At 71.2% G+C, this 22,335-nt stretch carries 28 protein-coding genes, 1 pseudogene and 1 CRISPR repeat array; of the genes and pseudogenes, 15 read left to right on the plus strand and 14 right to left on the minus strand.

Annotation, left to right across the window (positions count from 1 at the left end; genetic code table 11):
- The first annotated feature begins 143 nt into the window (after positions 1-143).
- The 3 genes from ACVWNX_RS18665 to ACVWNX_RS18675 all read left to right on the plus strand — a co-directional run bounded on the left by ACVWNX_RS18665 (position 144) and on the right by ACVWNX_RS18675 (position 3,221).
- Entirely contained in the window at positions 144-1,529 is a 1,386-nt protein-coding gene (locus tag ACVWNX_RS18665; protein ID WP_454408376.1) for an aspartate aminotransferase family protein, read from the plus strand.
- 135 nt (positions 1,530-1,664) lie between these two features.
- Positions 1,665-2,405, plus strand: coding sequence for a GntR family transcriptional regulator (locus ACVWNX_RS18670; protein ID WP_454408377.1), 741 nt, complete (start codon positions 1,665-1,667; stop codon positions 2,403-2,405).
- A 165-nt stretch (positions 2,406-2,570) separates the two neighbouring features.
- Positions 2,571-3,221 carry a hypothetical protein gene (locus ACVWNX_RS18675; protein WP_454408378.1) on the plus strand — a complete coding sequence of 217 codons (651 nt, stop codon included), beginning with the start codon at positions 2,571-2,573 and terminating at the stop codon, positions 3,219-3,221.
- Between the two features lie 172 nt (positions 3,222-3,393).
- Here the strand turns inward: ACVWNX_RS18675 and ACVWNX_RS18680 are convergent, their stop codons facing one another.
- A complete protein-coding gene (locus ACVWNX_RS18680; protein WP_454408380.1) occupies positions 3,394-3,813 on the minus strand; it encodes a winged helix-turn-helix transcriptional regulator in 420 nt (139 codons plus the stop codon).
- An 83-nt stretch (positions 3,814-3,896) separates the two neighbouring features.
- Here ACVWNX_RS18680 and ACVWNX_RS18685 point away from each other — a divergent pair, with 83 nt between their 5' ends.
- Positions 3,897-4,712, plus strand: coding sequence for an NAD(P)H-binding protein (locus ACVWNX_RS18685; RefSeq protein WP_454408381.1), 816 nt, complete (start codon positions 3,897-3,899; stop codon positions 4,710-4,712).
- 19 nt (positions 4,713-4,731) lie between these two features.
- Here ACVWNX_RS18685 and ACVWNX_RS18690 read toward each other — a convergent pair whose 3' ends face one another.
- The 4 genes from ACVWNX_RS18690 to ACVWNX_RS18705 all read right to left on the minus strand — a co-directional run bounded on the left by ACVWNX_RS18690 (position 4,732) and on the right by ACVWNX_RS18705 (position 7,217).
- Complete coding sequence (locus ACVWNX_RS18690; protein ID WP_454408382.1) at positions 4,732-5,151, minus strand: DUF7919 family protein; 420 nt, start codon at positions 5,149-5,151, stop codon at positions 4,732-4,734.
- Positions 5,148-5,351, minus strand: a complete 204-nt coding sequence (locus tag ACVWNX_RS18695) for a hypothetical protein (protein WP_454408383.1) — start codon at positions 5,349-5,351, stop codon at positions 5,148-5,150. The genes ACVWNX_RS18690 and ACVWNX_RS18695 overlap by 4 nt, the downstream gene beginning before the upstream one ends.
- Positions 5,348-6,085: a hypothetical protein gene (locus ACVWNX_RS18700; RefSeq protein WP_454408384.1), complete on the minus strand. Its 738-nt coding sequence runs from the start codon at positions 6,083-6,085 to the stop codon at positions 5,348-5,350. The genes ACVWNX_RS18695 and ACVWNX_RS18700 overlap by 4 nt, the downstream gene beginning before the upstream one ends.
- 364 nt (positions 6,086-6,449) lie before the next feature.
- Positions 6,450-7,217 (minus strand): SLATT domain-containing protein, encoded by a 768-nt coding sequence (locus tag ACVWNX_RS18705; protein ID WP_454408386.1) that lies wholly within the window; start codon positions 7,215-7,217, stop codon positions 6,450-6,452.
- A gap of 1,004 nt (positions 7,218-8,221) precedes the next feature.
- On the opposite strand from ACVWNX_RS18705, the gene ACVWNX_RS18710 reads away from it, so the two are divergent.
- From ACVWNX_RS18710 to ACVWNX_RS18730, 5 genes are all read left to right on the plus strand, one after another.
- On the plus strand, positions 8,222-8,563 hold the full coding sequence (locus ACVWNX_RS18710) for a YbaB/EbfC family nucleoid-associated protein (protein WP_454408387.1): 342 nt from the start codon (positions 8,222-8,224) through the stop codon (positions 8,561-8,563).
- A gap of 317 nt (positions 8,564-8,880) precedes the next feature.
- Positions 8,881-9,480, plus strand: a complete 600-nt coding sequence (recR, locus tag ACVWNX_RS18715) for a recombination mediator RecR (RefSeq protein ID WP_454408389.1) — start codon at positions 8,881-8,883, stop codon at positions 9,478-9,480.
- On the plus strand, positions 9,473-10,135 hold the full coding sequence (locus ACVWNX_RS18720; protein ID WP_454408391.1) for a DUF5063 domain-containing protein: 663 nt from the start codon (positions 9,473-9,475) through the stop codon (positions 10,133-10,135). Before recR ends, ACVWNX_RS18720 begins: the two co-directional genes overlap by 8 nt.
- A 406-nt stretch (positions 10,136-10,541) precedes the next feature.
- A complete protein-coding gene (locus ACVWNX_RS18725; protein ID WP_454408393.1) occupies positions 10,542-11,822 on the plus strand; it encodes an aspartate kinase in 1,281 nt (426 codons plus the stop codon).
- Positions 11,819-12,865 carry an aspartate-semialdehyde dehydrogenase gene (locus tag ACVWNX_RS18730; protein ID WP_454408395.1) on the plus strand — a complete coding sequence of 349 codons (1,047 nt, stop codon included), beginning with the start codon at positions 11,819-11,821 and terminating at the stop codon, positions 12,863-12,865. Before ACVWNX_RS18725 ends, ACVWNX_RS18730 begins: the two co-directional genes overlap by 4 nt.
- 138 nt (positions 12,866-13,003) lie before the next feature.
- Here ACVWNX_RS18730 and ACVWNX_RS18735 read toward each other — a convergent pair whose 3' ends face one another.
- The 6 genes and pseudogenes from ACVWNX_RS18735 to ACVWNX_RS18760 form a co-directional block, all read right to left on the minus strand.
- A complete protein-coding gene (locus ACVWNX_RS18735) occupies positions 13,004-14,818 on the minus strand; it encodes an alpha/beta fold hydrolase (RefSeq protein ID WP_454408397.1) in 1,815 nt (604 codons plus the stop codon).
- Positions 14,819-15,162: 344 nt separating this feature from the next.
- Positions 15,163-15,474, minus strand: a complete 312-nt coding sequence (locus ACVWNX_RS18740) for a hypothetical protein (protein WP_454414830.1) — start codon at positions 15,472-15,474, stop codon at positions 15,163-15,165.
- 24 nt (positions 15,475-15,498) lie between these two features.
- Positions 15,499-15,819 (minus strand): annotated as a pseudogene (locus ACVWNX_RS18745) (hypothetical protein); the annotation flags it as partial.
- Positions 15,820-16,257: 438 nt separating this feature from the next.
- A CRISPR array of direct repeats spans positions 16,258-16,591; the repeat unit is 29 nt; unit sequence GTGCTCCCCGCGCGTGCGGGGGTGGTCCC.
- A gap of 121 nt (positions 16,592-16,712) precedes the next feature.
- The gene (locus ACVWNX_RS18750) at positions 16,713-16,940 is read right to left on the minus strand and encodes a DUF397 domain-containing protein (protein WP_454414831.1); all 228 of its coding nucleotides are present in this window, start codon (positions 16,938-16,940) and stop codon (positions 16,713-16,715) included.
- A gap of 188 nt (positions 16,941-17,128) precedes the next feature.
- Positions 17,129-17,341 (minus strand): DUF397 domain-containing protein, encoded by a 213-nt coding sequence (locus tag ACVWNX_RS18755; protein WP_454414832.1) that lies wholly within the window; start codon positions 17,339-17,341, stop codon positions 17,129-17,131.
- A 168-nt stretch (positions 17,342-17,509) separates the two neighbouring features.
- A complete protein-coding gene (locus ACVWNX_RS18760; RefSeq protein ID WP_454414833.1) occupies positions 17,510-17,719 on the minus strand; it encodes a DUF397 domain-containing protein in 210 nt (69 codons plus the stop codon).
- A 10-nt stretch (positions 17,720-17,729) separates the two neighbouring features.
- Here ACVWNX_RS18760 and ACVWNX_RS18765 point away from each other — a divergent pair, with 10 nt between their 5' ends.
- Positions 17,730-17,894 (plus strand): hypothetical protein, encoded by a 165-nt coding sequence (locus ACVWNX_RS18765; RefSeq protein ID WP_454408399.1) that lies wholly within the window; start codon positions 17,730-17,732, stop codon positions 17,892-17,894.
- A 12-nt stretch (positions 17,895-17,906) separates the two neighbouring features.
- On the opposite strand, the gene ACVWNX_RS18770 is transcribed toward ACVWNX_RS18765, so the two are convergent.
- The 3 genes from ACVWNX_RS18770 to ACVWNX_RS18780 form a co-directional block, all read right to left on the minus strand.
- Positions 17,907-18,119: a DUF397 domain-containing protein gene (locus ACVWNX_RS18770; RefSeq protein WP_454414834.1), complete on the minus strand. Its 213-nt coding sequence runs from the start codon at positions 18,117-18,119 to the stop codon at positions 17,907-17,909.
- Between the two features lie 146 nt (positions 18,120-18,265).
- Positions 18,266-18,508, minus strand: coding sequence for a DUF397 domain-containing protein (locus ACVWNX_RS18775; protein WP_454408401.1), 243 nt, complete (start codon positions 18,506-18,508; stop codon positions 18,266-18,268).
- Positions 18,505-19,368 carry a helix-turn-helix domain-containing protein gene (locus ACVWNX_RS18780; protein ID WP_454408403.1) on the minus strand — a complete coding sequence of 288 codons (864 nt, stop codon included), beginning with the start codon at positions 19,366-19,368 and terminating at the stop codon, positions 18,505-18,507. Before ACVWNX_RS18780 ends, ACVWNX_RS18775 begins: the two co-directional genes overlap by 4 nt.
- Before the next feature lie 141 nt (positions 19,369-19,509).
- Here ACVWNX_RS18780 and ACVWNX_RS18785 point away from each other — a divergent pair, with 141 nt between their 5' ends.
- The 5 genes from ACVWNX_RS18785 (at position 19,510) to ACVWNX_RS18805 (ending at position 22,266) form a co-directional block, all read left to right on the plus strand.
- Entirely contained in the window at positions 19,510-20,151 is a 642-nt protein-coding gene (locus ACVWNX_RS18785; RefSeq protein WP_454408405.1) for an ATP-binding protein, read from the plus strand.
- Positions 20,148-20,588 carry a hypothetical protein gene (locus tag ACVWNX_RS18790; RefSeq protein ID WP_454408407.1) on the plus strand — a complete coding sequence of 147 codons (441 nt, stop codon included), beginning with the start codon at positions 20,148-20,150 and terminating at the stop codon, positions 20,586-20,588. Before ACVWNX_RS18785 ends, ACVWNX_RS18790 begins: the two co-directional genes overlap by 4 nt.
- A 143-nt stretch (positions 20,589-20,731) precedes the next feature.
- Positions 20,732-21,499: a radical SAM protein gene (locus ACVWNX_RS18795; protein ID WP_454408409.1), complete on the plus strand. Its 768-nt coding sequence runs from the start codon at positions 20,732-20,734 to the stop codon at positions 21,497-21,499.
- Positions 21,500-21,580: 81 nt separating this feature from the next.
- Complete coding sequence (locus tag ACVWNX_RS18800) at positions 21,581-22,036, plus strand: hypothetical protein (protein WP_454408412.1); 456 nt, start codon at positions 21,581-21,583, stop codon at positions 22,034-22,036.
- On the plus strand, positions 22,033-22,266 hold the full coding sequence (locus ACVWNX_RS18805) for a hypothetical protein (protein WP_454408414.1): 234 nt from the start codon (positions 22,033-22,035) through the stop codon (positions 22,264-22,266). The genes ACVWNX_RS18800 and ACVWNX_RS18805 overlap by 4 nt, the downstream gene beginning before the upstream one ends.
- The last annotated feature ends 69 nt before the right edge of the window (positions 22,267-22,335 follow it).

Here is a 22,335-nt window from a genome sequence, read left to right on the forward strand (position 1 = left end):
GATTGACAGTAAGCTGTCAATCAAAAGGTGCCGGACGACCGGAGACCGGAAGGCCCGGACTGGACGAACTGTCCGCCCCGCGCCCCCACTCCCGTACAAGCCGCCGATACCGGAGCCCGGCTCCCGCCGCCTACGCTCCGCCCATGACCCCTCAGCCGACCGGCAGCACCCCCGAGCCCCCGCAGCCCGACCCCGTCACGGGCGCCGCGGTGAAGGCCGCCGACCGCGCCCACGTCTTCCACTCCTGGTCCGCCCAGGAACTCATCGACCCGCTCGCCGTCGCGGGCGCGCGGGGCGCGCACTTCTGGGACTACGAGGGCAACCGCTACCTCGACTTCACCAGCGGACTCGTCTTCACCAACATCGGCTACCAGCACCCCCGGGTGGTCGCCGCCATCCAGGACCAGGCGGCCCGGCTCGCCACCTTCGCGCCCGCGTTCGCCGTCGAGGCCCGCTCCGAGGCGGCCCGGCTGATCGCCGAGCGCACCCCCGGCGACCTGGACCGGATCTTCTTCACCAACGGCGGCGCCGAGGCCGTGGAGAACGCCGTCCGGATGGCCCGGCTGCACACCGGACGCCCCAAGGTGCTCTCCGCGTACCGCTCGTACCACGGGGCCACCTCCGCCGCGATCAACCTCACCGGTGACCCGCGCCGCTGGCCCTCCGACACCGGCGCGGCGGGCGTCGTCCACTTCTGGGGACCCTTCCTCTACCGCTCCCCGTTCCACTCCGGGACGGAGGAACAGGAGCGGGACCGGGCGCTCGCGCACCTCGCCGACACCCTCGCCTTCGAGGGGCCGGGCACGATCGCCGCGATCGTGCTGGAGACGATCCCCGGCACCGCCGGGATCATGCCCCCGCCGCCCGGCTACCTCGCCGGGGTCCGCGAACTGTGCGACGCGTACGGCATCGTCCTGGTCCTCGACGAGGTCATGGCGGGCTTCGGCCGCACCGGGAAGTGGTTCGCCGCCGAGCACCACGGCGTCGTCCCGGACCTGCTGACCTTCGCCAAGGGCGTCAACTCCGGGTACGTCCCGCTGGGCGGCGTCGCGATCTCCCCCGAGATCGCCGCCACCTTCGCCCGCCGCCCCTACCCCGGCGGCCTCACCTACTCCGGCCACCCGCTGGCCTGCGCGGCGGCCATCGCCACCCTCCAGGTGATGGCCGACGAGGACGTCGTGGGCGCCGCCGAACGCCTCGGCCGCGAGGTGCTCGGCCCCGGGCTCGCCGCCCTCGCCGACCGCCACCCCAGCGTCGGGGAGGTCCGGGGCACCGGCGCGTTCTGGGCCCTGGAACTCGTCCGCGACCGGGAGACCCGCGAACCGCTCGTCCCCTACAACGCCAGCGGCGAGGACAACGCGCCGATGGCCGCGTTCGCCGCCGCCGCCAAGCGCAACGGGATCTGGCCGTTCGTCAACATGAACCGCACCCACGTCGTTCCGCCCTGCAACCTCACCGACGAGGAGGCGAAGGAGGGGCTCGCCGCCCTCGACGCGGCGCTGACGGTGGCCGACACCTACACGGTGTGACGTCCGGCGGGCCCCGGCGGGAAACGCCGGGAACCGGACGGGTTCCCCGGGCCGCCGGAGGCCCGCCGACCGCGTAGGGTTGCCTCCGCTCGTCAGAGCGATTTCGGACCCGTCACGCGGGGGAGGGGCGCGCACATGTCCGGCACCGTAACCGGCGGCGGAGACGGCACGAGAGGTCACGGCGGCGCCGGGACGGGCGCCACCGCCGTCACCAGGAGCACCCTGCGCCAGCAGATCGCGGACGCCCTGCGCGACGAGGTGCTGGCGGGCCGTCTCCAGCCCGGCCAGGAGTTCACCGTCAAGGAGATCGCCGAACAGTACGGGGTCTCCGCGACGCCCGTGCGGGAGGCGCTGGTCGACCTCTCCGCGCAGGGCCTCCTCGACGCCGTCCAGCACCGCGGCTTCCAGGTCCGCGAGTACTCGTTCGCGGACTTCCGGGGCATGATCGAGGCCCGCGCCCTGATCACCGACGCGCTCTTCCGCGGCCTCACCGGGGACGCCTGGAGCGCCGAGGTCGAGGAGGCGCTGCGGGCCGTGCGGCGGCGCGGCGAGGAGGCCCAACGGGCCGCGCTCGCCGGGGACCTCAACGTCCTGATCGGCTACGACCTGCGCTTCTGGCGGGAACTCGGCGCGGTCTTCGGCAACCCGTACCTCACCGACTTCCTGCACCGGCTGCGCGTCCAGTCCTGGACCTGCGCGGTGCCGCTGCTGCGCCGCGAACCGGACCTCGCGGGACGGCTGTGGGCCGCGCACACCGAGCTGGTGGACGCCCTGGCCCGACGGGACCGGACGGTCGCCCGCGCGGTCTTCGCCGCGTACAACGCCCATGCGCTGGGCCTCATCGAGCGGCTGTCGGGCGGCCCGGCGACCGACTGAGCGCCCCGGGTCCCCCCTGTTCCCGGCCGGTTCCCGTCCCGCTCCCGCCGACCGGGCGCCGGAACGGCCCGTGCGCATTAATCTTCCGTTGACCGGGGCGCGCGCCGTAGTGGACGGCGCGCGCCGAGCCCCCTGTCCACGGACTACCGCAAGGAGAGCCCACCCTTGGCCTGCGACCTCTGGCTGGTCCCGCTCGTCGACGTGCTCTGCCACAGCCCCGACAACCCCTTCGCCGAGGAACTCGCGCTCTACGACCGCACCCTGGCCGAGGCCGGGCTGCCTCCGGTGCCGGTGTACGCGTACATGCCGGGGCTGTCCGGGGACGTCGCCCCCGTCGCCGGGTTCGACTACGACGCGCTGCACTTCCTCCGCCGGGCGTACCTGCTCCAACTGTGCGGGCTGACCGTGACCCCCGTGGACGAACTGGGCGGGGACTACGAGCAGTTGCTGGAGATGTTCGAGCCGACGGCCCAGCAGTCGCACCTGGTCTGGCACTACGACCACGCCGGGGCGTACGTCCCGCTGGACTTCGCCGCCCCGCTCTCCAACGACGAACTGCTCGCCGGGGGCGGTCCGTTGGGTTCCTCGCAGGGCCTGCTGCGGGAGCTGGAGTACGTGGCCCCGGCGATCGGCATAGACCCGCGCAACCCGCCCGCGTCCCCCCGCCCCCCGTCCGGCCCCACCGCCCTGGAGGAGCCCGCGGCCCCGGTGCCGCTGGACGGCGGCCCCTACGCCCGCGAGCGCCACGTCTGGCTCGGCCTCCACGCGGCGGCCACCCGCAGCCTCGCCCAGGGCTCGATGATCATCTTCAGCTGATCCCGCGCCCCGCCCGCGACCGGCGCCCCGCGCCGCCCGAGCGGCTCGACGGCCCGGGCGGCGCGAGCGGCCCGGGCGGCGCGGGGGTTCCGCCCCCGCGCCGCCCGCACGACCGCACCGGACCACCCGACCGCCGGACTGCCGGACCACCCGACCGCCGGACTGCACCGGACTACTGGACGCTGTGGCCCGGGTGCTCCAGGTCGTACGCGGCGCGCGCCCCGGCGATGCCCTCGCGATGGTCCAGCGACCAGTCGGCGAGGGCCCGCACCAGATGGGTGAGGCTGGCCCCGGTGCCGGTCAGCCGGTAGTCGACCCGGGCCGGGACCGTCGCGTACACGGTGCGCGTCACCAGCCCGTCCCGCTCCAGCCGCCGCACGGTCAGCGTCAGCATGCGCTGCGAGATCCCGTCGATCGCGCGCTGCAACTCCCTGAACCGCCGTGTCCCGCCCGCGAGTTCCACGAGCACCAGCACCGACCAGCGGTCCCCGAGCCGGTCGAGGACGTCACGGATGCCGCAGTCGGGATGGTCCTCGCGTCCGCAAGGCTCCAGCGCGGCGGGGCCGGTTACCCCGGTGTGCGTGGGTGACATGAGACTGCCTCCTTGTGGGCGGTGGACGACCCGGTGACGATCGACCGTAGTTACCGCAGAGAACCACGAACGGAGGTCACGACGTGATCCTGGTGACCGGAGCGAACGGGCACCTCGGTGCGGCCGTCCTGACGGAACTGCGCGCGCGGGGCGCCCGGGCCACGGGCGGCAGCCGCACCCCGGGGGAGGGCGTCCGGCGCCTGGACTTCGACGACCCGGCGGGCCTCGACCTCACCAGGACGGACGTCCTGGTGCTGGTCTCGGCGGGGTACGCGGAGGACGACCGGGTGATCCGACGGCACACGGCCGTGCTGGACGCGGCGGCCCGCGACGGCGTCGGCCACGTCGTGTACACGAGCCTGACGGGCGCGGGCGACCACCTGGGCTTCGCCCTCGCGCACCGGGCGACGGAACGTCTGCTGCGCGAGGGCCCGACGCCCTGGACGATCCTGCGCAACGGCCTCTACGCCGAACTCTTCGGCGCGCTGCTGACTTGGTCGGACGAGGTCCTGGAGGCGCCCTTCGGGGACGGGGCGCTCGCGGCGGTGGCCCGAGCGGACCTGGCCGCCGTGGCGGCGGCCGTCGCGGCGGACCCGGCCCCGCACACGGGCCGCGTCCTGGAACTGACCGGCACCACCCCGCTCACGGCCCGCGCGGTCGCCGACCGCCTCGGCGTCCCGCACCGCGACGTCGGCCTCTCCGAGTACCGCCGCCGCGTGCTGTCCGCCCCGGGCCTGCTGCCCTTCCAGCCCCCGATGCTGGTCTCCCTCGCCACCGCCGTCCGCCACGGCTTCCTCGCCGCCCCCGGCCCCGACCTCACCCCCCTCCTGAACCGCCCGCCCCACGACCCGCTGACGACGGCGACGGGGGCCACGCCTCCCCGCCCCGCGACCCCCTGAGCACGCACGGCCCCGCCTGTCACTCGCTCAAGGTCAACGGCCCGTCCGCCTCCACCCCGACGGCTTCCAGGGCCGCCCGGCAGAACTCCTCCGGCGGCCGGTAGAGGTGGTCGGTGATGTAGTGGATCACCAGGTTGGGCGCGGCGTAGGCCGTGCCGTCCGCGCCCGTCACCCGGATCTCCGCCGACCCGAGCCACACCGTGGTGGCGAGGTCCGGCCCGCCGAGGACGGTGGGCCGGTCCACGGCACAGAACTCACAGAAGTGGACCCCGCGCATCTGGTTCTCGTACGTGGCGCTGAGCATCCGCAACGCGTCCACCACCCGGTCGTCCACGACCCCACGGGCGTACGCCCGGCCCGCGCCCAGCCATCCGACGTTGAGCGGAAGCCCGTCCCCCTCCTCGTAGGAGTAGGGGGACAGGTCCGGGTAGTGGGTCACGGGAGGGAGTCCAGGACGGGGAGCCCGTGCTCTTTCATCGACTGGATGGCGCGTTCGTGCTCGTCGTCGTCCTCGATGACGAGCGCCATGTGGGTCCTGACGTTGTAGATGGTGCCCGACTCGGCGTCCAGTCGGAGGACCGCCCAGCCTTCCTCCGATCCGTCCCAGAGGAACGCGAACTCGCTGCTGCCCGCTGTCACTGCGGTCGGCTCCCTTCCGGAGTCCCGTCACCGGGCGCGCGGGAGGGAAGCTCCGGACCGTCAGGGGCTCGCCGTCCTCCGTCGGCCGCGAGCTCGGCCTGCCTGGCGGCTTCGGCGGGACGGGCGAAGACGACGTCCATGACATGGCTGTCGGGGACGTCGTAGGGGGAGCACCAGGAGCCGGGGATGAGGCTCTCGTCGTCCTGGTAGATGTGGCACGCGGCGCACCACTCGATCCGCCAGCCGTCGCCGACGATGTGGACCCCGTCGATGACCTCGTCGATGATCTCGTCCACGGCCTGGTCCGCCCGGTACCAACGGTGGAGGTCCCGGGCGTCGCACCCGGGACAGGGCCCGGACAGGTCGGAGGCGTCGGGCTCGGCCTCGAAGACGGCGCGCCAGGCGTCCAGCAGTCCGGAGGGGACGAACTGCCATCCGCCAGGGCCAGGCAGAACCATCCCGTCGGTGTCGAACAAGTTCAGTTCCCGGGCTTGGAGGGAACCGAGCATCTTGCACTCGCCGGTGTTCAGATCGACTCGGACGGGGCCGATTCCGACGGTCATATGGGAAAGATCGCCGGTCTCCAGGTACGGCCGGTTCTGGTACCCGAAGTAGGCGTGACCGTCCTGAACGGCCACTCGTCCTTCGATATGGATCAGATCCACCGCGGAGTTGAGCGGGTCCTCCGCCACGTACGTCCGGGCCAGTGCCGCCGCCTGTTCGAGACTGATCACCGCTGGGTCCTCGGGAGAGGTCGGGCCCGGCGTCGGACCGGGACGGACGGCCCAGTCTGGCGCGCGGACGGCAGCCCCTCCAAGGCGGATTCCCGCCACCGGGGCTCAGCTGACAGCCCCGCCAGGGTCGCGGGGAACCACGACGGAGCGAAGGAAGACAGCGCACCGTCCGAGGCAGCACCCAAGGGGCGCGGGGAACGGCGCGAGCGACCACCCCGCACCCGCACGGAGCCACTCCCCGCACCCGCACGGCGCGACGCCCAACCGCGCGAGCACCCGACGGGCGGGGCCCCAGAACCGGCGCGGGCACCCGGGAGCGACCAGCCCAGGCACCCGGACCGGACGAAGGCGACCCGCGAAGCGCTCAGCGTGGCTCCGGCGGTCGCTGTCGCGGCATGTTGGGCCGGGCGGTGGCCGACGGATGGGTCAGGGCGAACCGCGCGGGCACCGTACCGTCCGGGCGTCCGCCGCCCCCGGCCCCCACGCACCCCATCTGCAACCCCAGCGGCGCGGGCCCCCCGCGGAACTCCACCATCCAGTCCGCGGTCTCCACCCGCACCAGCTCCAGCACGTCGTCGGAGAAACGCCGCAGCACCCCCAGGCACCGTTCGACCGCCTCCGAGGCGGTCCCCTCGGCGGGGCCGAGCACCTCCCGGACGCACTCGGACGCCCAGTCGAACTGGAGCACCTGGAGCCTGCGCTGCACCGCCTGCGCGGTCGCCACGTCCCGCATCCAGCCGGACGTCAGCCCGAAGAAACGGTCGCACCCCACGCACGCCACGGCCAGCAGCAGCGCCAGGTACCCCCACCGGGCGACCGCGCCCCCCGTCCCCGACGGGTCGGCCAGCGGCAGCACCACCCCGATCACCGTCAGCGCGGCGGCCCCGGCCCGCAGCACCCGCGCCCACCTGCGCTTCCACACCCGGTCCGCGAGGTACCACTCGGCCATGTCCAGTGCCCCGCGCTCCACCCAGCGGTACAGCTCGTCGAGCCGTTCCGCCGGGTCGTCCCAGTCCCCGAGCGGCAGTCCGCGCCCCACCAGATCACCCGGCCGCAGGCCCCTGCCCCCGTCACGGCCGTCCGGCGGGTTCCCCTCGGACGGTCCCTCGGGCCGCATCTCCGGCTGACTCACCCGGCACTCCCCTCGTCGCCTCGCCCGTCCGTCCGCCGTCCACGACGCCCGTACGTCCCCGGTCCCGGCCCGTCCGGGCGCCGTCCGGGTCCGTCGGTCCTCGGCCCGGGTCCGTCGGTCCTCGGCCCGGGGACGGAGGACGCGCCCCGTCCGGGCCCGTCCGTCGCCCGACACGTCCACCGTCCGCACGTCCCGCACCATCCGCACCGTCGCCCGCACCGTGCGGACCGAGCAGGACCGTGCCGTCGCCCGCACCGTCCACGCCGTCCGGCCACCACGCGCACCGTTCGCCCTGCTAGCACCGCTCGTACCACCCGCCCACCGCTCACCGCTCTACTGCGCACCGCTCCACCGCTCACCGCTCGCCACTCACCCACCGCCCGCGTGCCCACCGCCGACCCGGACCGGCCGCCCGGACACCCGGCCGGGGCCGTGACCGGGGCCGGAGGACACGACCCGGAACGCGCACCGGACCCGGACCGGACCCGGACCGGACCAGGGGAACCCCGGACCGGCCAGGACCGAGCCCGGTACCGGACCCGAGCCCGGTACCGGACCGCGACCGGGTCACGGCCACAGACCCACGGACCCGTGGACGTACGGACCCGTGGACGTGTGGACCCACAGACCCCACGGACCCCACGGGTCCACGTGTCCACAGGTCGCACACGCGTTCGTTCGGACCGTGTGGGCGATCCGGCCGATCCGGCCCGCGTCCGTCCCGTTTCCGTGCCCGTGAGGTGACCGTACGTGACGCGGGGGAGGTGCCCCGCGCACCCGACGGGCCCCGGGCCGCCGCCCCGGGGGCGGTCACGGGCGCCGGTTCGCGGGATGCGGGCCCGGGGGCGGTGCGCGGCCGGACGGGGACGGGGGCGCCGTGTCACCCGAAAGAGTGCTGGGGCGAGCCGTCCCCGGAGCACGTAGGCTCGTGCCAGGCGGGGAAACCCGCCGACCGTCGTACCGTCGTCCGCCGACGCGCCAGGCGTCGGCAACAGGAGCTGATCGTGATTCCCGGTGGTGGCCAGGCCAACATGCAGCAGCTGCTCCAGCAGGCCCAGAAGATGCAGCAGGACCTCGCGCGGGCGCAGGAGGAACTGGCGGCGACCGAGGTCGAGGGCCAGTCGGGCGGCGGCCTCGTCCGGGCCACGGTGACCGGCTCCGGCGAGCTGCGCGGTCTGGTCATCGACCCCAAGGCCGTCGACCCGGACGACACCGAGACCCTCGCGGACCTGGTGGTCGCGGCGGTCCAGGCGGCCAACGAGAACGCCCAGCGGCTCCAGGGCGAGAAGCTCGGCCCGCTGGCCCAGGGCCTCGGCGGCGGCTCCATCCCGGGCCTGCCCTTCTGACCGACCGGAGGAACGACCGGAGGAACGACCGGAGGGCCCACGGGGAGCCGTCTGAGAACCGCCCGGAGGAACGGCGGCGAGAGACGGAGGCGTCCCAACGCTTCAACGGCGGCCCGTGGGCAACTACGGTTACCAACGAAGGACAACGAAGGACGACGAGGCGCAACGAAGCACAACGAGACACAACGAAGCACGACGAGGGAAGCGAACCGTGAGCCCCACCCGGCCCCCGGTCGCCGACCGCCACGGCAGCACCGTCCGCACCACCGACCGCATCACCCCGGCCGTCGGCCGGGCCCGCTGAAAGGCCGATTCCGTTGTACGAAGGCGTGGTCCAGGACCTCATCGACGAACTGGGCAGGCTGCCCGGCGTCGGTCCCAAGAGCGCGCAGCGGATCGCCTTCCACATCCTCCAGTCCGAGCCGACGGACGTCCGCAGGCTGGCCCAGGCGCTGATGGAGGTCAAGGCGAGGGTCCGGTTCTGCGAGGTCTGCGGCAACGTGGCGCAGGAGGAGCGGTGCGGCATCTGCCGGGACCCCCGCCGGGACCCGGCGGTGATCTGCGTGGTCGAGGAGCCCAAGGACGTCGTGGCGATCGAGCGGACCCGCGAGTTCCGGGGCCGCTACCACGTCCTGGGCGGCGCGATCAGCCCGATCGAGGGCGTCGGCCCCGACGACCTGCGCATCCGTGAGCTGCTGGCCCGCCTCGCGGACGGCTCGGTCACCGAGCTGATCCTGGCGACCGACCCCAACCTGGAGGGCGAGGCCACCGCCACGTACCTCGCGCGGATGATCAAACCCATGGGGCTGCGGGTCACCCGGCTCGCGAGCGGCCTGCCCGTGGGCGGCGACCTGGAATACGCGGACGAGGTGACCCTGGGCCGCGCCTTTGAGGGGAGAAGACTCCTAGATGTCTGACGTGACGCTGCACTCCACGACGCAGGACCCCGACGACTTCGCGGTCCAGATCTCCGACCAGATCGCGAGCTTCCTGGTCGCGGTTACCGAGGTCGCCAAGGGGGACGAGCCGGACTCGGCGGTGCCCTTCCTGCTGCTGGAGGTCTCCCAGCTGCTGCTGGCGGGCGGGCGGCTCGGGGCGCACGAGGACATCGTCCCCGACGAGCGGTACGAGCCCGACCTGGGCGCGGAGCCGGACGTGGACGACCTGCGGGAACGGCTCGCCGTGCTGCTGGAGCCGATCGACGTCTACTCCGAGGTCTTCGACCCGTACGAGCCGCGCAAGGCGCCGGTGCCCTGCCGGATCTCCGACGACCTCGCGGACGTCATCGCGGACCTGCGGCACGGCATGGCCCACTACCGGGCCGGACGCACCACCGAGGCGCTGTGGTGGTGGCAGTTCTCGTACTTCTCCAACTGGGGCTCCACCGCCTCCGGCGCGCTGCGGGCGCTCCAGTCGCTGGTCGCGCACGTCCGGCTGAACCAGCCCCTCCAGGAGCTGGACGGCCTCGACACGGACCAGGACCTCGGCGAGGACGTCCTCGCCGAGGAGGCGGGCCGGGTGATGACCGAGGAGATCGCGCACCCCTTGGGCCTGCGCACCACCTCCGGCTGACGTCGGCGCCCCGGTACCTCCGCCGCCAGTACCCCCGCCGCCTCCGCCTCCAGTACTTCCGCCGCCTCCGGCACCCCTGGGCGGGCGCTCCCCGCCCAGGGACAACCGGAAGACCACCCACCCCCCGATCGGGGGACGTATGTCCGCCTTTCTCCGGGTGTGGGCCGGGCGCGGACCGGGTGTGGACCGGGCGCGAGGCGGGCGCGGGCTGTGAGTCGCCCCACTTCGCGCGTGCCGCGCCGGTCGGCTGGGCAGATGACGACCTGATCACTTCGTGGTCATCACGTCTCAGGATGCGACCCCTTCGGGGCGGTTCCGCCCCGATCGTTAGACTGTCCTGACCCCCAACTGACCGATCCGGTCACCCCAAGACGGATAAACCGGACCGAGCGAGGAGCGTACGCAAGTGGGCCTTGTCGTGCAGAAGTACGGAGGCTCCTCCGTAGCCGATGCCGAGGGCATCAAGCGCGTCGCCAAGCGGATCGTCGAGGCCAAGCAGAACGGCAACCAGGTGGTTGTCGTGGTCTCCGCGATGGGCGACACGACGGACGAGCTGATCGATCTCGCGGAGCAGGTGTCGCCGATGCCCGCCGGGCGCGAGTTCGACATGCTGCTGACCGCCGGAGAGCGCATCTCCATGGCCCTGCTGGCGATGGCGATCAAAAACCTGGGCCACGAGGCCCAGTCGTTCACCGGCAGCCAGGCGGGCGTCATCACCGACTCCGTCCACAACAAAGCCCGCATCATCGATGTCACCCCCGGTCGCATCCGGACCGCGCTGGACGAGGGCAACATCGCCATCGTCGCCGGTTTCCAGGGCGTCTCGGCGGACAAGAAGGACATCACCACGCTCGGTCGCGGCGGCTCGGACACCACGGCCGTCGCCCTCGCGGCGGCCCTGGACGCCGAGGTCTGCGAGATCTACACCGACGTGGACGGCGTCTTCACCGCCGATCCCCGTGTGGTGAAGAAGGCCCGCAAGATCGACTGGATCTCCTTCGAGGACATGCTGGAACTCGCCAGCTCCGGCTCGAAGGTGCTGCTCCACCGTTGCGTGGAGTACGCGCGCCGCTACAACATCCCGATCCACGTACGCTCGTCCTTCTCCGGACTCCAGGGCACCTGGGTCAGCAACGAACCACATCCGGGCAAGGGAGAACGCAAGGTGGAGCAGGCCATCATCTCCGGTGTCGCACACGACACCTCCGAGGCGAAGATCACGGTCGTCGGGGTCCCCGACAAGCCGGGCGAGGCCGCCTCGATCTTCCGTGCCGTCGCGGACGCCGAGATCAACATCGACATGATCGTCCAGAACGTGTCGGCCGCCGCCACCGGGCTGACGGACATCTCCTTCACCCTCCCCAAGGCGGAGGGCCGCAAGGCGATCGCCGCGCTGGAGTCCACCAAGGTGGGCGTCGGCTTCGAGTCCCTGCGCTACGACGACCAGATCGCCAAGATCTCCCTGGTCGGCGCCGGGATGAAGACCAACCCGGGCGTCACCGCCGCTTTCTTCGAGGCGCTCAGCAACGCGGGCGTGAACATCGAGCTGATCTCGACCTCCGAGATCCGCATCTCGGTGGTCACCCGCGCCGACGACGTCAAGGAAGCCGTCCAGGCGGTGCACACGGCCTTCGGCCTGGACTCCGACTCGGACGAGGCGGTCGTCTACGGAGGCACCGGGCGATGACCCGCCGTCCGACGCTCGCGGTCGTGGGAGCGACCGGGATCGTCGGCTCGGTGATGCTCCAGATCCTGTCCCAGCACGCGGACATCTGGGGCGAGATCCGGCTGATCGCCTCCCCCCGTTCGGCGGGCCGCTCGCTCGTCGTGCGGGGGGAGGCGACCGAGGTGGTGGCGCTCACCGAGGACGCCTTCGACGGGGTCGACATCGCGGTGTTCGACGTGCCCGACGAGGTCGCCGCCCGCTGGGCGCCGGTCGCCGTCACCAAGGGCGCGGTGGTCGTCGACGGTTCGACGGCCTTCCGGGCGGACCCGGACGTGCCGCTGGTCGTCCCCGAGGTCAACGCGCACGCCGCCCGGATCCGTCCGCGCGGCATCGTCGCCGGTCCGGACTGCGCCACCCTGTCGATGATCGTCGCGGTGGGCGCGCTGCACGCGGAGTTCGGGCTGCGCGAACTGCTGGTCTCCACGTACCAGGCCGTCAGCGGCGAGGGTCAGGCGGGCGTCGACATCCTCCGCGAACAACTCGCGCTGGTCGCCGGGACGGAACTGGGCACCGCCCCCGGCGACGTCCGGCGCGCGGTCGGCGACCGCACCGGGCCCTTCCCCGGACCGGTCGCCCTCAACGTCGTGCCGTGGGCCGGTGCGGTCCGGGACGGCGGCTGGTCCTCGGCGGAACTGGGGCTGCGGGACGAGACCCGCAAGATCCTCGGCCTCCCGGACCTCCGGGTCACCGCGACCTGCGTACGGGTGCCCGTCCTCACCACCCACGCCCTGACCGTGCACGCCCGCTTCGAGGACGAGGTCACCGTGGACCGCGCCCGGGAGGTCCTCGCGACCGCGCCCGGCGTCGTCCTCTCCGACGACCCGGAGGCGGGCGAGTTCCCCACCCCCGCCGACGCGGTGGGCACCGACCCGACCTGGGTCGGACGGCTCCGGCGCAACCTCGACGACCCGTGCGCCCTGGAACTCTTCGTCTGCGGCGACAACCTGCGCAAGGGTGCGGCGCTGAACAGCGTCCAGCTGGCGGAACTGATCGCCCAGGGCTGAATGGGACGCCCAGGGTTGAGACGGACGCCCAGGGCTGAGACGGACGCCCGGTCCCGTACGGCGGCGGCCCGTCGCGCACCGGTCGGTCGCGACGGGCCGCCGACGTACACGGGCGGTGGAGCCCGGGGCCCCGGGGCGTCAGCCCAGCGGCAGGTCCAGCCGGGCCTCGGTCCCGCTCACCGAGCTGACCGTGGTGGTGGTGAGGGCGGGCAGGTCCGAGCCCGCGTAGGAGTACAGCGGGTCGCGGCTGTTGACCACCAGGGCGAGACGGTGCCCGGTCGGCAGGTCGTAGGAGACGGCCTGGAGGAACCATACGACGGCGGTGTCGGCCTTCGGGGTCAGGTCGGTGGCCGTGTACGGCTCGTGGGCGATGAGCCGGGCGGTGCCGTCCGGGGCGACGTCGTACAGGTACGCGACCAGGGTGGCGGCGTCGACGTCGCTCCGCACGTTGAGCCGCACGGTGGCGGCGCCCCGGATCCGGCGGGCCACGTCGTCGGAGCCGGTCAGCGGTTCGGTCGACCAGACCAGCAACTGGTCGCGCTCGAACTTCGCCAGCTCGTAGGAATCGGGGTTGCCGAACCACTCCCGCTGCCCGGTCTTGAGCAGCTCGCCCGCGACGGAGGAGGTCAGGGCACCGGCCTGGAAGTCCCGCGACCACCCGACGGCGGGCTTGTCGGTCAGCGAGCCGTCACCGGTGTCCCCGGCGCCGGTGAGGTACCAGGACTCGCTGCCGGTGGTGGCGTCGTACCAGGACGGGTGGGACTCCCGCCGCGCCGGGACGGTGATCAGCTTGGTGCCGCCCGGGATGGTGACCGTCTCGTAGGTGAACATGCTCTGACTGGTCACCGGCGACCAGTTCGGCACCTCGTTGGCGACGCCGAGCAGATGGTGGTCCAGCCACTCGTACGCCTCCCTCGACGGCACGGCCAGCCCGGGGAACGGGGCCCCGGGAGCCAGCCCGACCAGGCCGGGGCCCTCGGGGGCGCCGTGGTCGCCGATCCACAGGTTCAGCCGCTTCGGCACGGTGAGCCGCTCGAAGAGTTCGAGCACCGGATTGACCGGGAACAGCGTCTCGTGCCAGGTGTTCGAGATGAACGTGGGAACGCCCCGCGCGTTCGTCTGGTCGACGTACGCCTCCGGGGAGCGCTCGGTGCCCCACGCGACCACGTCGTCCAGGTTCTGGCCGCTCAGGAAGTCCTTGAGGAGTTGCTGGGCCCCCTCGTCGAACTTCTCCTCCAACGGCCCCCCGGTGAAGTCGATCAGCGCCCGCACGGCCTGGAGGTGACGGGTGCGGTTGTTGTACAGGCTGGTGGCGAGGTTCCCCCAGGTGCTCAGCGCGACCACGGCGTCGACCCGCCCGGCCGGGTCGTGCGCGGCGACGAGTTGGCTGATCCCGGAGCCGTAGGACTCGCCGAGGAAGCCGATCCGGCTGGGCTCCAGGGACTCCTGCGCGTAGTCGATCACAGTGGAGCCGTCGGCCCAGTCGTTCGGCCCGGCCACGTCGACAAACCCCTCGGAGGTCGACGGCCAGCCCTTGATGCCGATGCCGCGCGGGGAGTACGCCAGTACGTGGTAGCCGCGCTGCGCCAGCTTGAGGTACGCGTAGAGGAAGGGCAGCCAGCCGTACGGGTTCCACCCGGCGGGCACGATCACCACCGGGTGCGGGGCGTCGCCCTTCAGCTTGACCGAGAACGCCGACAGCCGGACGCCGTCGGACGCGACGACGCGGGGCTGCCCGATCGTGGCGATCCCCCGCACCTCGGCCACCAGCTCCGCCAGCTCCGGCGGGAGTTGGACGCCCTCCTCGCCCTGGAGGGCGGCGAGCAGCGCCCGGGACACGTCGACGACGGCCTGACTGACGCTGTGGCCCGGCCCCCAGACGCCGTTGGTGGCGATGTCGGTGAGCGTCGCCTCGGTGACCGGGGGAGCGGGAGCGGTCGGGTCGCTGGTCATGCGGAACCACCTTCTCTGCGAACGGATGATGCCGTGCCGTCCGCATCCTGATCGCAACGGCGCAAACCAAACGGATCCGGCCCCAACGTCCACCAGAAGTAGTGACGTTGCCGCGATCAGCGCGCTTGAGTTCCTCATCTGCGCTACGGGGCAAGGGACTTGGCGCGTCGCTGCCCTGCGCCGGTACGGTCCCCCGGAACGCGGGGCGCGGGGCTCACCGTGCGGGGCGCGCCCTTCCAGCGGGCGCGCTCGGGACAGCTCGGGGACGCCTGGGGTCGCCCGGGGGCGCGCAGGGAGGACGCTGGTGGGCGCCTCGACGGCAGGGCTACCCTCCGGCCGGGCGGTCAGACGGCGTCGGCGGGTTCCGGCGGGACGGGCACCACGGCGACGGTGGCCATGCCGTTGTGCGCGAGGGCGGTCTCATCGAGTTCGACGCTTCGGACGAGGACGCCCGGTAGCTCCTCGAAGAAGGAGAGGGCGTCCGCGACCGCCTCCGTCAGGGTCTCCGCCGCGAACGCGCAGATGAATCGGGAGTAGCACGGCGCCTCGGCGAGACCGATCCGCCCGTCGTTGAAACGGTCGGACCAGTCCAGGGCGTCCGACTGCTCCTCGGTGAGCGGGGCGTCGAGCACCAGGTTGAAGTGCCAGTCACGCACAGGTGCGGTGCTTGCCGACGAAGGCGCTGGCGGGGCTGGCTCCACGGGGGGCGTGGCGGACACGACGACGACGGCGGCGGTGGCCATGCCGTTCGAGGCGAGGTCGAAGTGATCCAGCACCACGCTCCGCACCAGCACGCCGGGGAAGTCCTCGAAGCGGCTCAGCGCGTCAGCGACGGCGGCGGTGAGGGACTCGGCCCGGACGACGCAGAGGAACCCCGTGTAATCCGGCCCCTCCTCCAGCCCGATGCCGCCCTCCGCGAAGCGGTCGAGACCGTCCAGGACGTCTTTCTGTTCCTCGGTGAGAGGGGCGTCGAGAACGAGGTTGAAGTACCAGCTACGCACAGTTCCGGTGCTTCCCGGTGAACTGGTCAATCTTGTTCGCCTCTTCTCCCTGACTGCTGGGCGTGCAGTACACCGTGACCTTCTTACTGCACGGGCAACAGATCACCCATCCCCATCGGTGCCGGTTCTTGTCGTGCGTCACCTTGAGGCCAGCGGCTTCCCTGGCCCCGGCCTCGCGCGTTGCACGGACGGGTACGGGACGCGCTGTTAACCGTGGGAACGGTCTGCGGATGGGGTGTTGGGGAGGAACGAGGCGGACGGGGACGGCGAGCGGGGTACGTTGGCGGTATGCGGACGGAGAGCGGGTGTTTGAGGGCTCGGGGGCTGTCGGGCGCGGTTTCCCTGACTTCCCGTTCGCGGCTTATGTATGTTACGCCGGAGTTCCAAGTTCTTGCCAAAAACCGCTCGGCGGCGGGGTAACGTCGCAGGTCAGGAAGAGTGCTCCCCGCGCGTGCGGGGGTGGTCCCGCCCTGGTATCACACAGGCCGCTCGGACCACCGTGCTCCCCGCGCGTGCGGGGGTGGTCCCGCCGCCCGGGCGGCCGGGTCGTCGGGCGGGGGGTGCTCCCCGCGCGTGCGGGGGTGGTCCCCGGCTCGCCCTGGCCTACGGCATCGTCCTGGTGTGCTCCCCGCGCGTGCGGGGGTGGTCCCACCATCATCGGCGCGTCGCGGGCAGCGAACGGGTGCTCCCCGCGCGTGCGGGGGTGGTCCCGGACGGGGGTGGGATGATGCGTGCACGGTGATGTGCTCCCCGCGCGTGCGGGGGTGGTCCCCGGATGGCGTCCGCGTACGGCGCCTGGCCTGCGTGCTCCCCGCGCGTGCGGGGCAATGAGAGAGGCCCGTCTCCCCCAGCTACGGCCTGGGGGAGACGGGCCTCTCTCAGGGGGCGCCACGTCAGCGCTGCTCGAAAGCTCCGTGAGTCGCGCTGGCGAGGAAGCTGGTGAACGCTTCGGGGGCCATCAGGAGGATGGGGCCTGTCGGGTTCTTCGAGTCGCGTACGGCGATGCTTCCGTGGCTGTGGATGTCGGCTACTTCAACGCACTGTCCCTGCTCGCCGCCGCTGTAGGACGACTTTCGCCAGACGGCACCCTCAATGGTGGCGATGAGTGTCCGTGTGTTCATGATGGTCACGTATGCAGTCCTTCCAGATACTCGTGGAGACGATCCCGAGACTGGTCCACGGGAAGCGCGATGGAGCCAAGGACGTTGAACCTGGCTTCCAAGAGCTGGATTTGCTGTGCCTTCCGGATGGCTTCCCCCATTGCACAAGATGAAGCCATCCTCTGAACGGTCGCTGAGTCCGACTGAGGTTACGCGCTGGGCTCTGAAACGAACCGTGCGAAGGTGGTGAACTGGGCGATAGTGAAGGTCAGCGCGACGGAGTCACGGCTCTTCGAGTCCCGGACGTGAACTGCGTTGCCTCTCTCGGCAATCTCCAGGCACTGCCCGTAGTCGCCGCCGCTGTGCGATGACTTCCGCCAGATGGCATCTTCGATGATGGCGGTGAGTGCTTGTGTGTTCATGGTGGTCACGTATGTAGCCCTTCCAGATACTCGTGGAGACACCGCCTCCTGGCGGCTAGCTTGCTCTGACCCGCGCAGGTCCAAGTACGACGAGGCCTGTCCCCCAGGTTGGATGGGGAGACAGGCCTCTCATAGTTGCAAGCTGCGTCAGATGGTTAGCCCGCTGCTTCAGACCTGCGTGATGAAGCTTGCGAACGCGGATGACGTGAAGACCAGCGCCGGGCCACCGAGGTCCTTCGAGTCACGGACTCCAACGCCGTTGCGCAGCGTCGCAGTCAGATCGACGATCTCGACGCACTGCCCCTGGCTGCTGCCGCTGTAGGACGACTTCTTCCAGACGGCGCCTTCGAGGGTGGCGGTGAGTGTCCGTGTGCTCATGGTGGTCACGATGCAGTCCTTCCAGGTGCTCGTTGAGACGATCCCGCGACTTGTCCACGGGAAGCACGATGGAGCTGAGGACGGTGAGCCTGGTTTCCAGAAGCTGGATTTGCTGCGCTTCCGTATGGCTTCCCCCATCGGCACAAGAAGAAGCCCGATCCTGATTGATCGTTGAGTGCGGCTGAGGCTACGCGCCGGGCTCTGACGCGAACCGGGCAAAGGTGGTGAACTGGGCGGTGGTGAAGGTCAGCGCAATGGAGTCGGGGTTCTTCGAGTCCCGAACGTGAACCGCGTTGCCCCTCTCGGTGATCTCCAAGCACTGGCCGTACTCGCTACCGCTGTGCGACGACTTTCGCCAGATGGCACCTTCGAGGGTGGCGGTGAGTTTCCGTGTGTTCATGGTGGTCACGATGCAGTCCTTCCAGATAGTCGTGGAGACACTGCCTCCTGGTGGGTAGCTTGCTCTGACCCGCGCAGGTCCAAGTACGACGAGGCCTGTCCCCCAGGTTGGATGGGGAGACAGGCCTCTCATAGTTGCAAGCTGCGTCAGATGGTTAGCCCGCTGCTTCGGACCTGCGTGATGAAGCTTGCGAACGCGGATGACGTGAAGACCAGCGCCGGGCCACCGAGGTCCTTCGAGTCACGGACTCCAACGCCGTTGCGCAGCGTGGCAGGCAGGTCAGCAATCTCGACACACTGCCCTTCACCGCTGCCGCTGTAGGACGACTTCTTCCAGACGGCGCCTTCGATCTTTGGTGCCATCAGAGATTTCCCCTTGTCTATGGTCACTTGCGCATTCCTTCCAGATACTCGGTGAGTAGATCCCGTGACTCGTCCACGGAAAGGGCGATGGAGCCGACGGCATCGAACTCGGCGTTCAGAAACTTGATTTCCTCTGCGCCTTCCGTATGGCTTCCGCCCATCTGGTTGTCCACGCTGGCCACGGGCACCCATGGGTGGCGGAACGTGAGGAGGGTCATCGGTCCCTTCGTCACGTAAGCCGGGTGAGCAGTAATAGGGACGATCTGCAACTTGACGTTCGGCATGTCTGCCACATCAAGCAGCTTGCGAAGCTGGTCCGGCATGATGCCGGGCCCTTCGCCGAAGCGGGCATGAAGGGCAATTTCTGGTACCAGTGCGTGGAACTGCACAGGCTTCTTTCGAGTGAGGATCTCCTGGCGTGCCATGCGGATGGAAACCAACATCTCCCCTTGGCCTTCTTCCCGGGTGGCCGTGTGGGTGAGGATTTCACGCGCGTAGCCAGCGGTCTGAATCGGGCCGGGGATGACGACCGGATGGTGGATTCGGATCGTCTCCGCTTCGGACTCAAGCTCGATGAAGTCCAAGTAGTTCTGACCGATCCGGTCCGAGTAGGACGCCCACCAGCCAGTTCCGGGGGATTCCTCGGCGATGCGGCTGACCTCTTCTACGCCTTCAGGGTCATCGACGCCGATCTTTGCGCAGATGTCGTGGACTTCGTCGCGCGAGACGCGGTAGTAGCCGCGCTCAATCCGGGAGAACCGCGCTTGGCTCCACCCCATAGCGCGGGCGACATCGCCTGACGGCATCTCGAACTGTTCGCGCCAGCGGCGCAGTTGGCCACCCACCCGTCGCCTCTTGATTGACGGTGTCGCCCTCTTCTGCGTCATGGTCGCAGTTTGTCACGCCTGCGTCGCACTTGGCGATGCGTACAGGTGTTCGCGCTTTTTTGCGTCTGGGGTGAAAGTGTTGCGCTCGGAACCTAAAAAGGCGCAAGCTAGGTTCGACAGGAAGTCACCATGCCCTGACTCATGGTGATGCGTTGCGCCCTGCGTAGTCGCTGCTGCCTGTCGGTCGGCCGGTTGACTCCCCTCATCTCCGGCCGGGGCTGCCGTCCCGATCTCTCCATCGGGCGCGGCGGTCCGCTCCCTCCTCAACGAGTCGAGGCCGCGATGCGCCAGAACGTCACCGCAGGAAGCCCCACCGAGTACCGCCCTCTCGCCGCCGTTCCCGAAGGGGTGCGCGGCGAGGCGACGTTGTCTCTCCATCGAAGCCCCCGGGCCGGTGGCCGTTCGTCCGGCGCGGGCGATGACCGCTGGGTCGGCCACCTGCGCCGGGTCTGCCGCGCCCAGCTCCGTTTCTGGGGGCTGGCCGATCTCGTGGACAGCGCGCAGCTCCTCGTCAGCGAACTCGTCACCAACGCGCTCCGGCACGGGGACGGTCAACGCGTCACCTGCCGACTCCTGTTGGCCGACGACCTGGTCACCATCGAGGTGGACGACGGTTGCCCCGGGCGCCGGGCGGACGTCTGCGTGGCCGGTCCGGAGGACGAGAACGGGCGCGGAATGCTCATCGTCGCCGCCCTCGCCGCCAAGTGGGGCGTCGGGCCCGACGGTACGAAGACCTGGTGCACCCTCGCCGTGCCCGTCGACGCGGAAGGGGAGCGGCGGTGACGGGCGACCCGTCCCGGTACCGGGCGCAGGTGGTCGCGGAGTGGTCCTCGGCGTACGGGGACTGGGACACCCGGATGGCCCTCGGGGCGTTCGACAGTCCCTACCCGGGGCGGGTGCTGCGCTGGCTCCGCAGGCAGGCGTTCCGTATCGCTGACGGGCTCGACCCGGACCCGGACGGCGGGCCGATCCATCCGGACGCGCTGCACGAGATCCCGTTCCCTGACCACGAGTTCCCCGGTGACGTCCCCACCCGTCTGCGCTCCTGGGCGCTGCGCGAGGACCACGGTCCGGCGGTGCGGCGACTGCGTGGTGGGGGAACCGTCCAGGTCGTCGCGGCGGAGTACGGCGAGCGGTACGTCCTCACCGCCTGGCCCGAAACCGCGACCGGCACCGCCGCCGACAGTGGGACCGGGACCGGGACCGGCTCCAGGAGCTGAGCCCGAGCCCGAGTGCTGAGCCCGAGCCCCGCACCCAGGCCCCCGAACCTCCCCCTGCCCCGCTGTCCTGTCGCCCGGCAGGGGGAGCACCACTTCATATCCACCGCGACCCGCAACCTTGACACAGTGATAAGGATCAGCCGATGCCGCTGGTTGATGAACCGTCCCCGCCCCGGCGGCCGTTCACCGGGATCACCGTCCTGGAGCTGGAGATCACCGGGCGCTGTACCCGCCACTGCGCGCACTGCCTCTCCGAACCCGAACCCTGGGCCGTACCCGGGACGATGACCCCCGACGACTGGCGCCGCGTCATCACCGACGCCGCCACCCTCAACGTCCCCCACCTGCGGCTCATCGGTGGCGAACCGACCCTCCACCCCCACTGGACCGACCTCGCCGCGCACGCCCTGTCGTCCGGGCTGACCGTCGAGCTGTACACCGACCTCGTCCAAGTCCGGGAGGAATGGTGGGAGTTGCTCGCCCGGCCCGGGATGGGCGTGACGACCGGCTATCACAGTGACTCCGCCAACCAGCACGAGTACCTCACCGGACACCCCGGCAGCCACAGCGACACTCGTCACGCCATCCGGCAGGCCGTCCAGCGCGGGGTTCGCGTCCGGGCCCGGATCATCGACACCTTCCCCGGGCAGCGCATCCGGTGGGCCCGCGCAGATCTCAAAGCGATGGGCGTTACCCGAGTCACCTTAGATCGTTATCACACCGGGGCGCGTAATCCCGTCTCCGGAACGGACCCCGGGCCGGGACTCGACGAGACCCACGCCCACCACGCACGAGGACGTCTCACCGTCCACCCCAACGGCAACCTCACCAGTTGCCCACTCACCCCGGGAACCCCCACCGGAAACCTTCGCCACACCCCACTCACCGCACTACTGACCACCACCACCTGAAACAGAAAACGCCCCGGGCGGACCGCACCAACGGTCCACCCGGGACTCGCCAAGACAGCTTTCCTAGGAGCTGACCGACGTATGCGTAAGCGTATCTGCCATGCCCTCGTATGGGTCCTGATCCGGCTTCCCCTCACCCGACGGACCCGCCCCGGGCGCCACACCGCCGAACACCTGGCCAGGACCGAACCCACATCCGCCCCCGGTCCCGTCCCCGCCCCCGTTCCGGTTCCCGCACTCGATCCCGTACCGACCTCCGCACCGACCCCCGCACCGGCCCCCGCCCCGGGCCAGGCTCCGGCCCCGGACCCGAACCCCTGGCGCCGCCCCTGGACCGGCCCCAGCTCCGCCGAAGCCCTCGCGATCTTCCGCGCCGAAGAAACCCGGCACCTCACCCCCGCCCAACGCGAACGCTTCTACGCCACCGCCTTCGCCGAACTCGGCTACGACTACCCCTACGCCGCCACCGCCCCCGGCCTCCACCAGGCCCACCCCCAGCCGACGGGGACGGCGACGAGGACGGGAAGGGCCGCGTGATCCGCGAGGCCCTCCTCGGTGGCCCGCCCACCGAGACCGGTACCCACTGCTACGTCTGCGGACGCTGGACCACCGCCCCCGTCGTCATCGGCTACACCACCCGGCACGCCCCCGACGGCACGGGCACCGGAACCGACGCCACCACCGGCCCCCGGTCCGTCACCCACCACGTCTGCCCCCACCACACCACCGGAGACGACCACCCCACGGACCACCCGACGACCCACTGACCGCACGTCCACGTCCGCGACGAACGGGGACCCCGCCCGGCCCCTCACCCGGCGGGGCCCCGGCACCCG

Source organism: Streptomyces sp. JNUCC 64 (assembly GCF_054484115.1).

Bases quoted from the DNA above. Each gene is read 5' to 3' on its own strand.
- ACVWNX_RS18795 (WP_454408409.1), top strand. From the start codon at position 20,732: ATGCCGCTGGTTGATGAACCGTCCCCGCCCCGGCGGCCGTTCACCGGG.
- ACVWNX_RS18760 (WP_454414833.1), bottom strand. From the start codon at position 17,719: ATGAGCACACGGACACTCACCGCCACCCTCGAAGGCGCCGTCTGGAAG.
- ACVWNX_RS18670 (WP_454408377.1), top strand. From the start codon at position 1,665: ATGTCCGGCACCGTAACCGGCGGCGGAGACGGCACGAGAGGTCACGGC.
- ACVWNX_RS18665 (WP_454408376.1), top strand. From the start codon at position 144: ATGACCCCTCAGCCGACCGGCAGCACCCCCGAGCCCCCGCAGCCCGAC.
- ACVWNX_RS18770 (WP_454414834.1), bottom strand. From the start codon at position 18,119: ATGAACACACGGAAACTCACCGCCACCCTCGAAGGTGCCATCTGGCGA.
- ACVWNX_RS18755 (WP_454414832.1), bottom strand. From the start codon at position 17,341: ATGAACACACAAGCACTCACCGCCATCATCGAAGATGCCATCTGGCGG.
- ACVWNX_RS18785 (WP_454408405.1), top strand. From the start codon at position 19,510: ATGGTGATGCGTTGCGCCCTGCGTAGTCGCTGCTGCCTGTCGGTCGGC.
- ACVWNX_RS18780 (WP_454408403.1), bottom strand. From the start codon at position 19,368: ATGACGCAGAAGAGGGCGACACCGTCAATCAAGAGGCGACGGGTGGGT.
- ACVWNX_RS18680 (WP_454408380.1), bottom strand. From the start codon at position 3,813: ATGTCACCCACGCACACCGGGGTAACCGGCCCCGCCGCGCTGGAGCCT.
- ACVWNX_RS18735 (WP_454408397.1), bottom strand. From the start codon at position 14,818: ATGACCAGCGACCCGACCGCTCCCGCTCCCCCGGTCACCGAGGCGACG.
- ACVWNX_RS18765 (WP_454408399.1), top strand. From the start codon at position 17,730: ATGCAGTCCTTCCAGGTGCTCGTTGAGACGATCCCGCGACTTGTCCAC.
- ACVWNX_RS18730 (WP_454408395.1), top strand. From the start codon at position 11,819: ATGACCCGCCGTCCGACGCTCGCGGTCGTGGGAGCGACCGGGATCGTC.
- ACVWNX_RS18720 (WP_454408391.1), top strand. From the start codon at position 9,473: ATGTCTGACGTGACGCTGCACTCCACGACGCAGGACCCCGACGACTTC.
- ACVWNX_RS18750 (WP_454414831.1), bottom strand. From the start codon at position 16,940: ATGAACACACGGACACTCATCGCCACCATTGAGGGTGCCGTCTGGCGA.
- ACVWNX_RS18800 (WP_454408412.1), top strand. From the start codon at position 21,581: ATGCGTAAGCGTATCTGCCATGCCCTCGTATGGGTCCTGATCCGGCTT.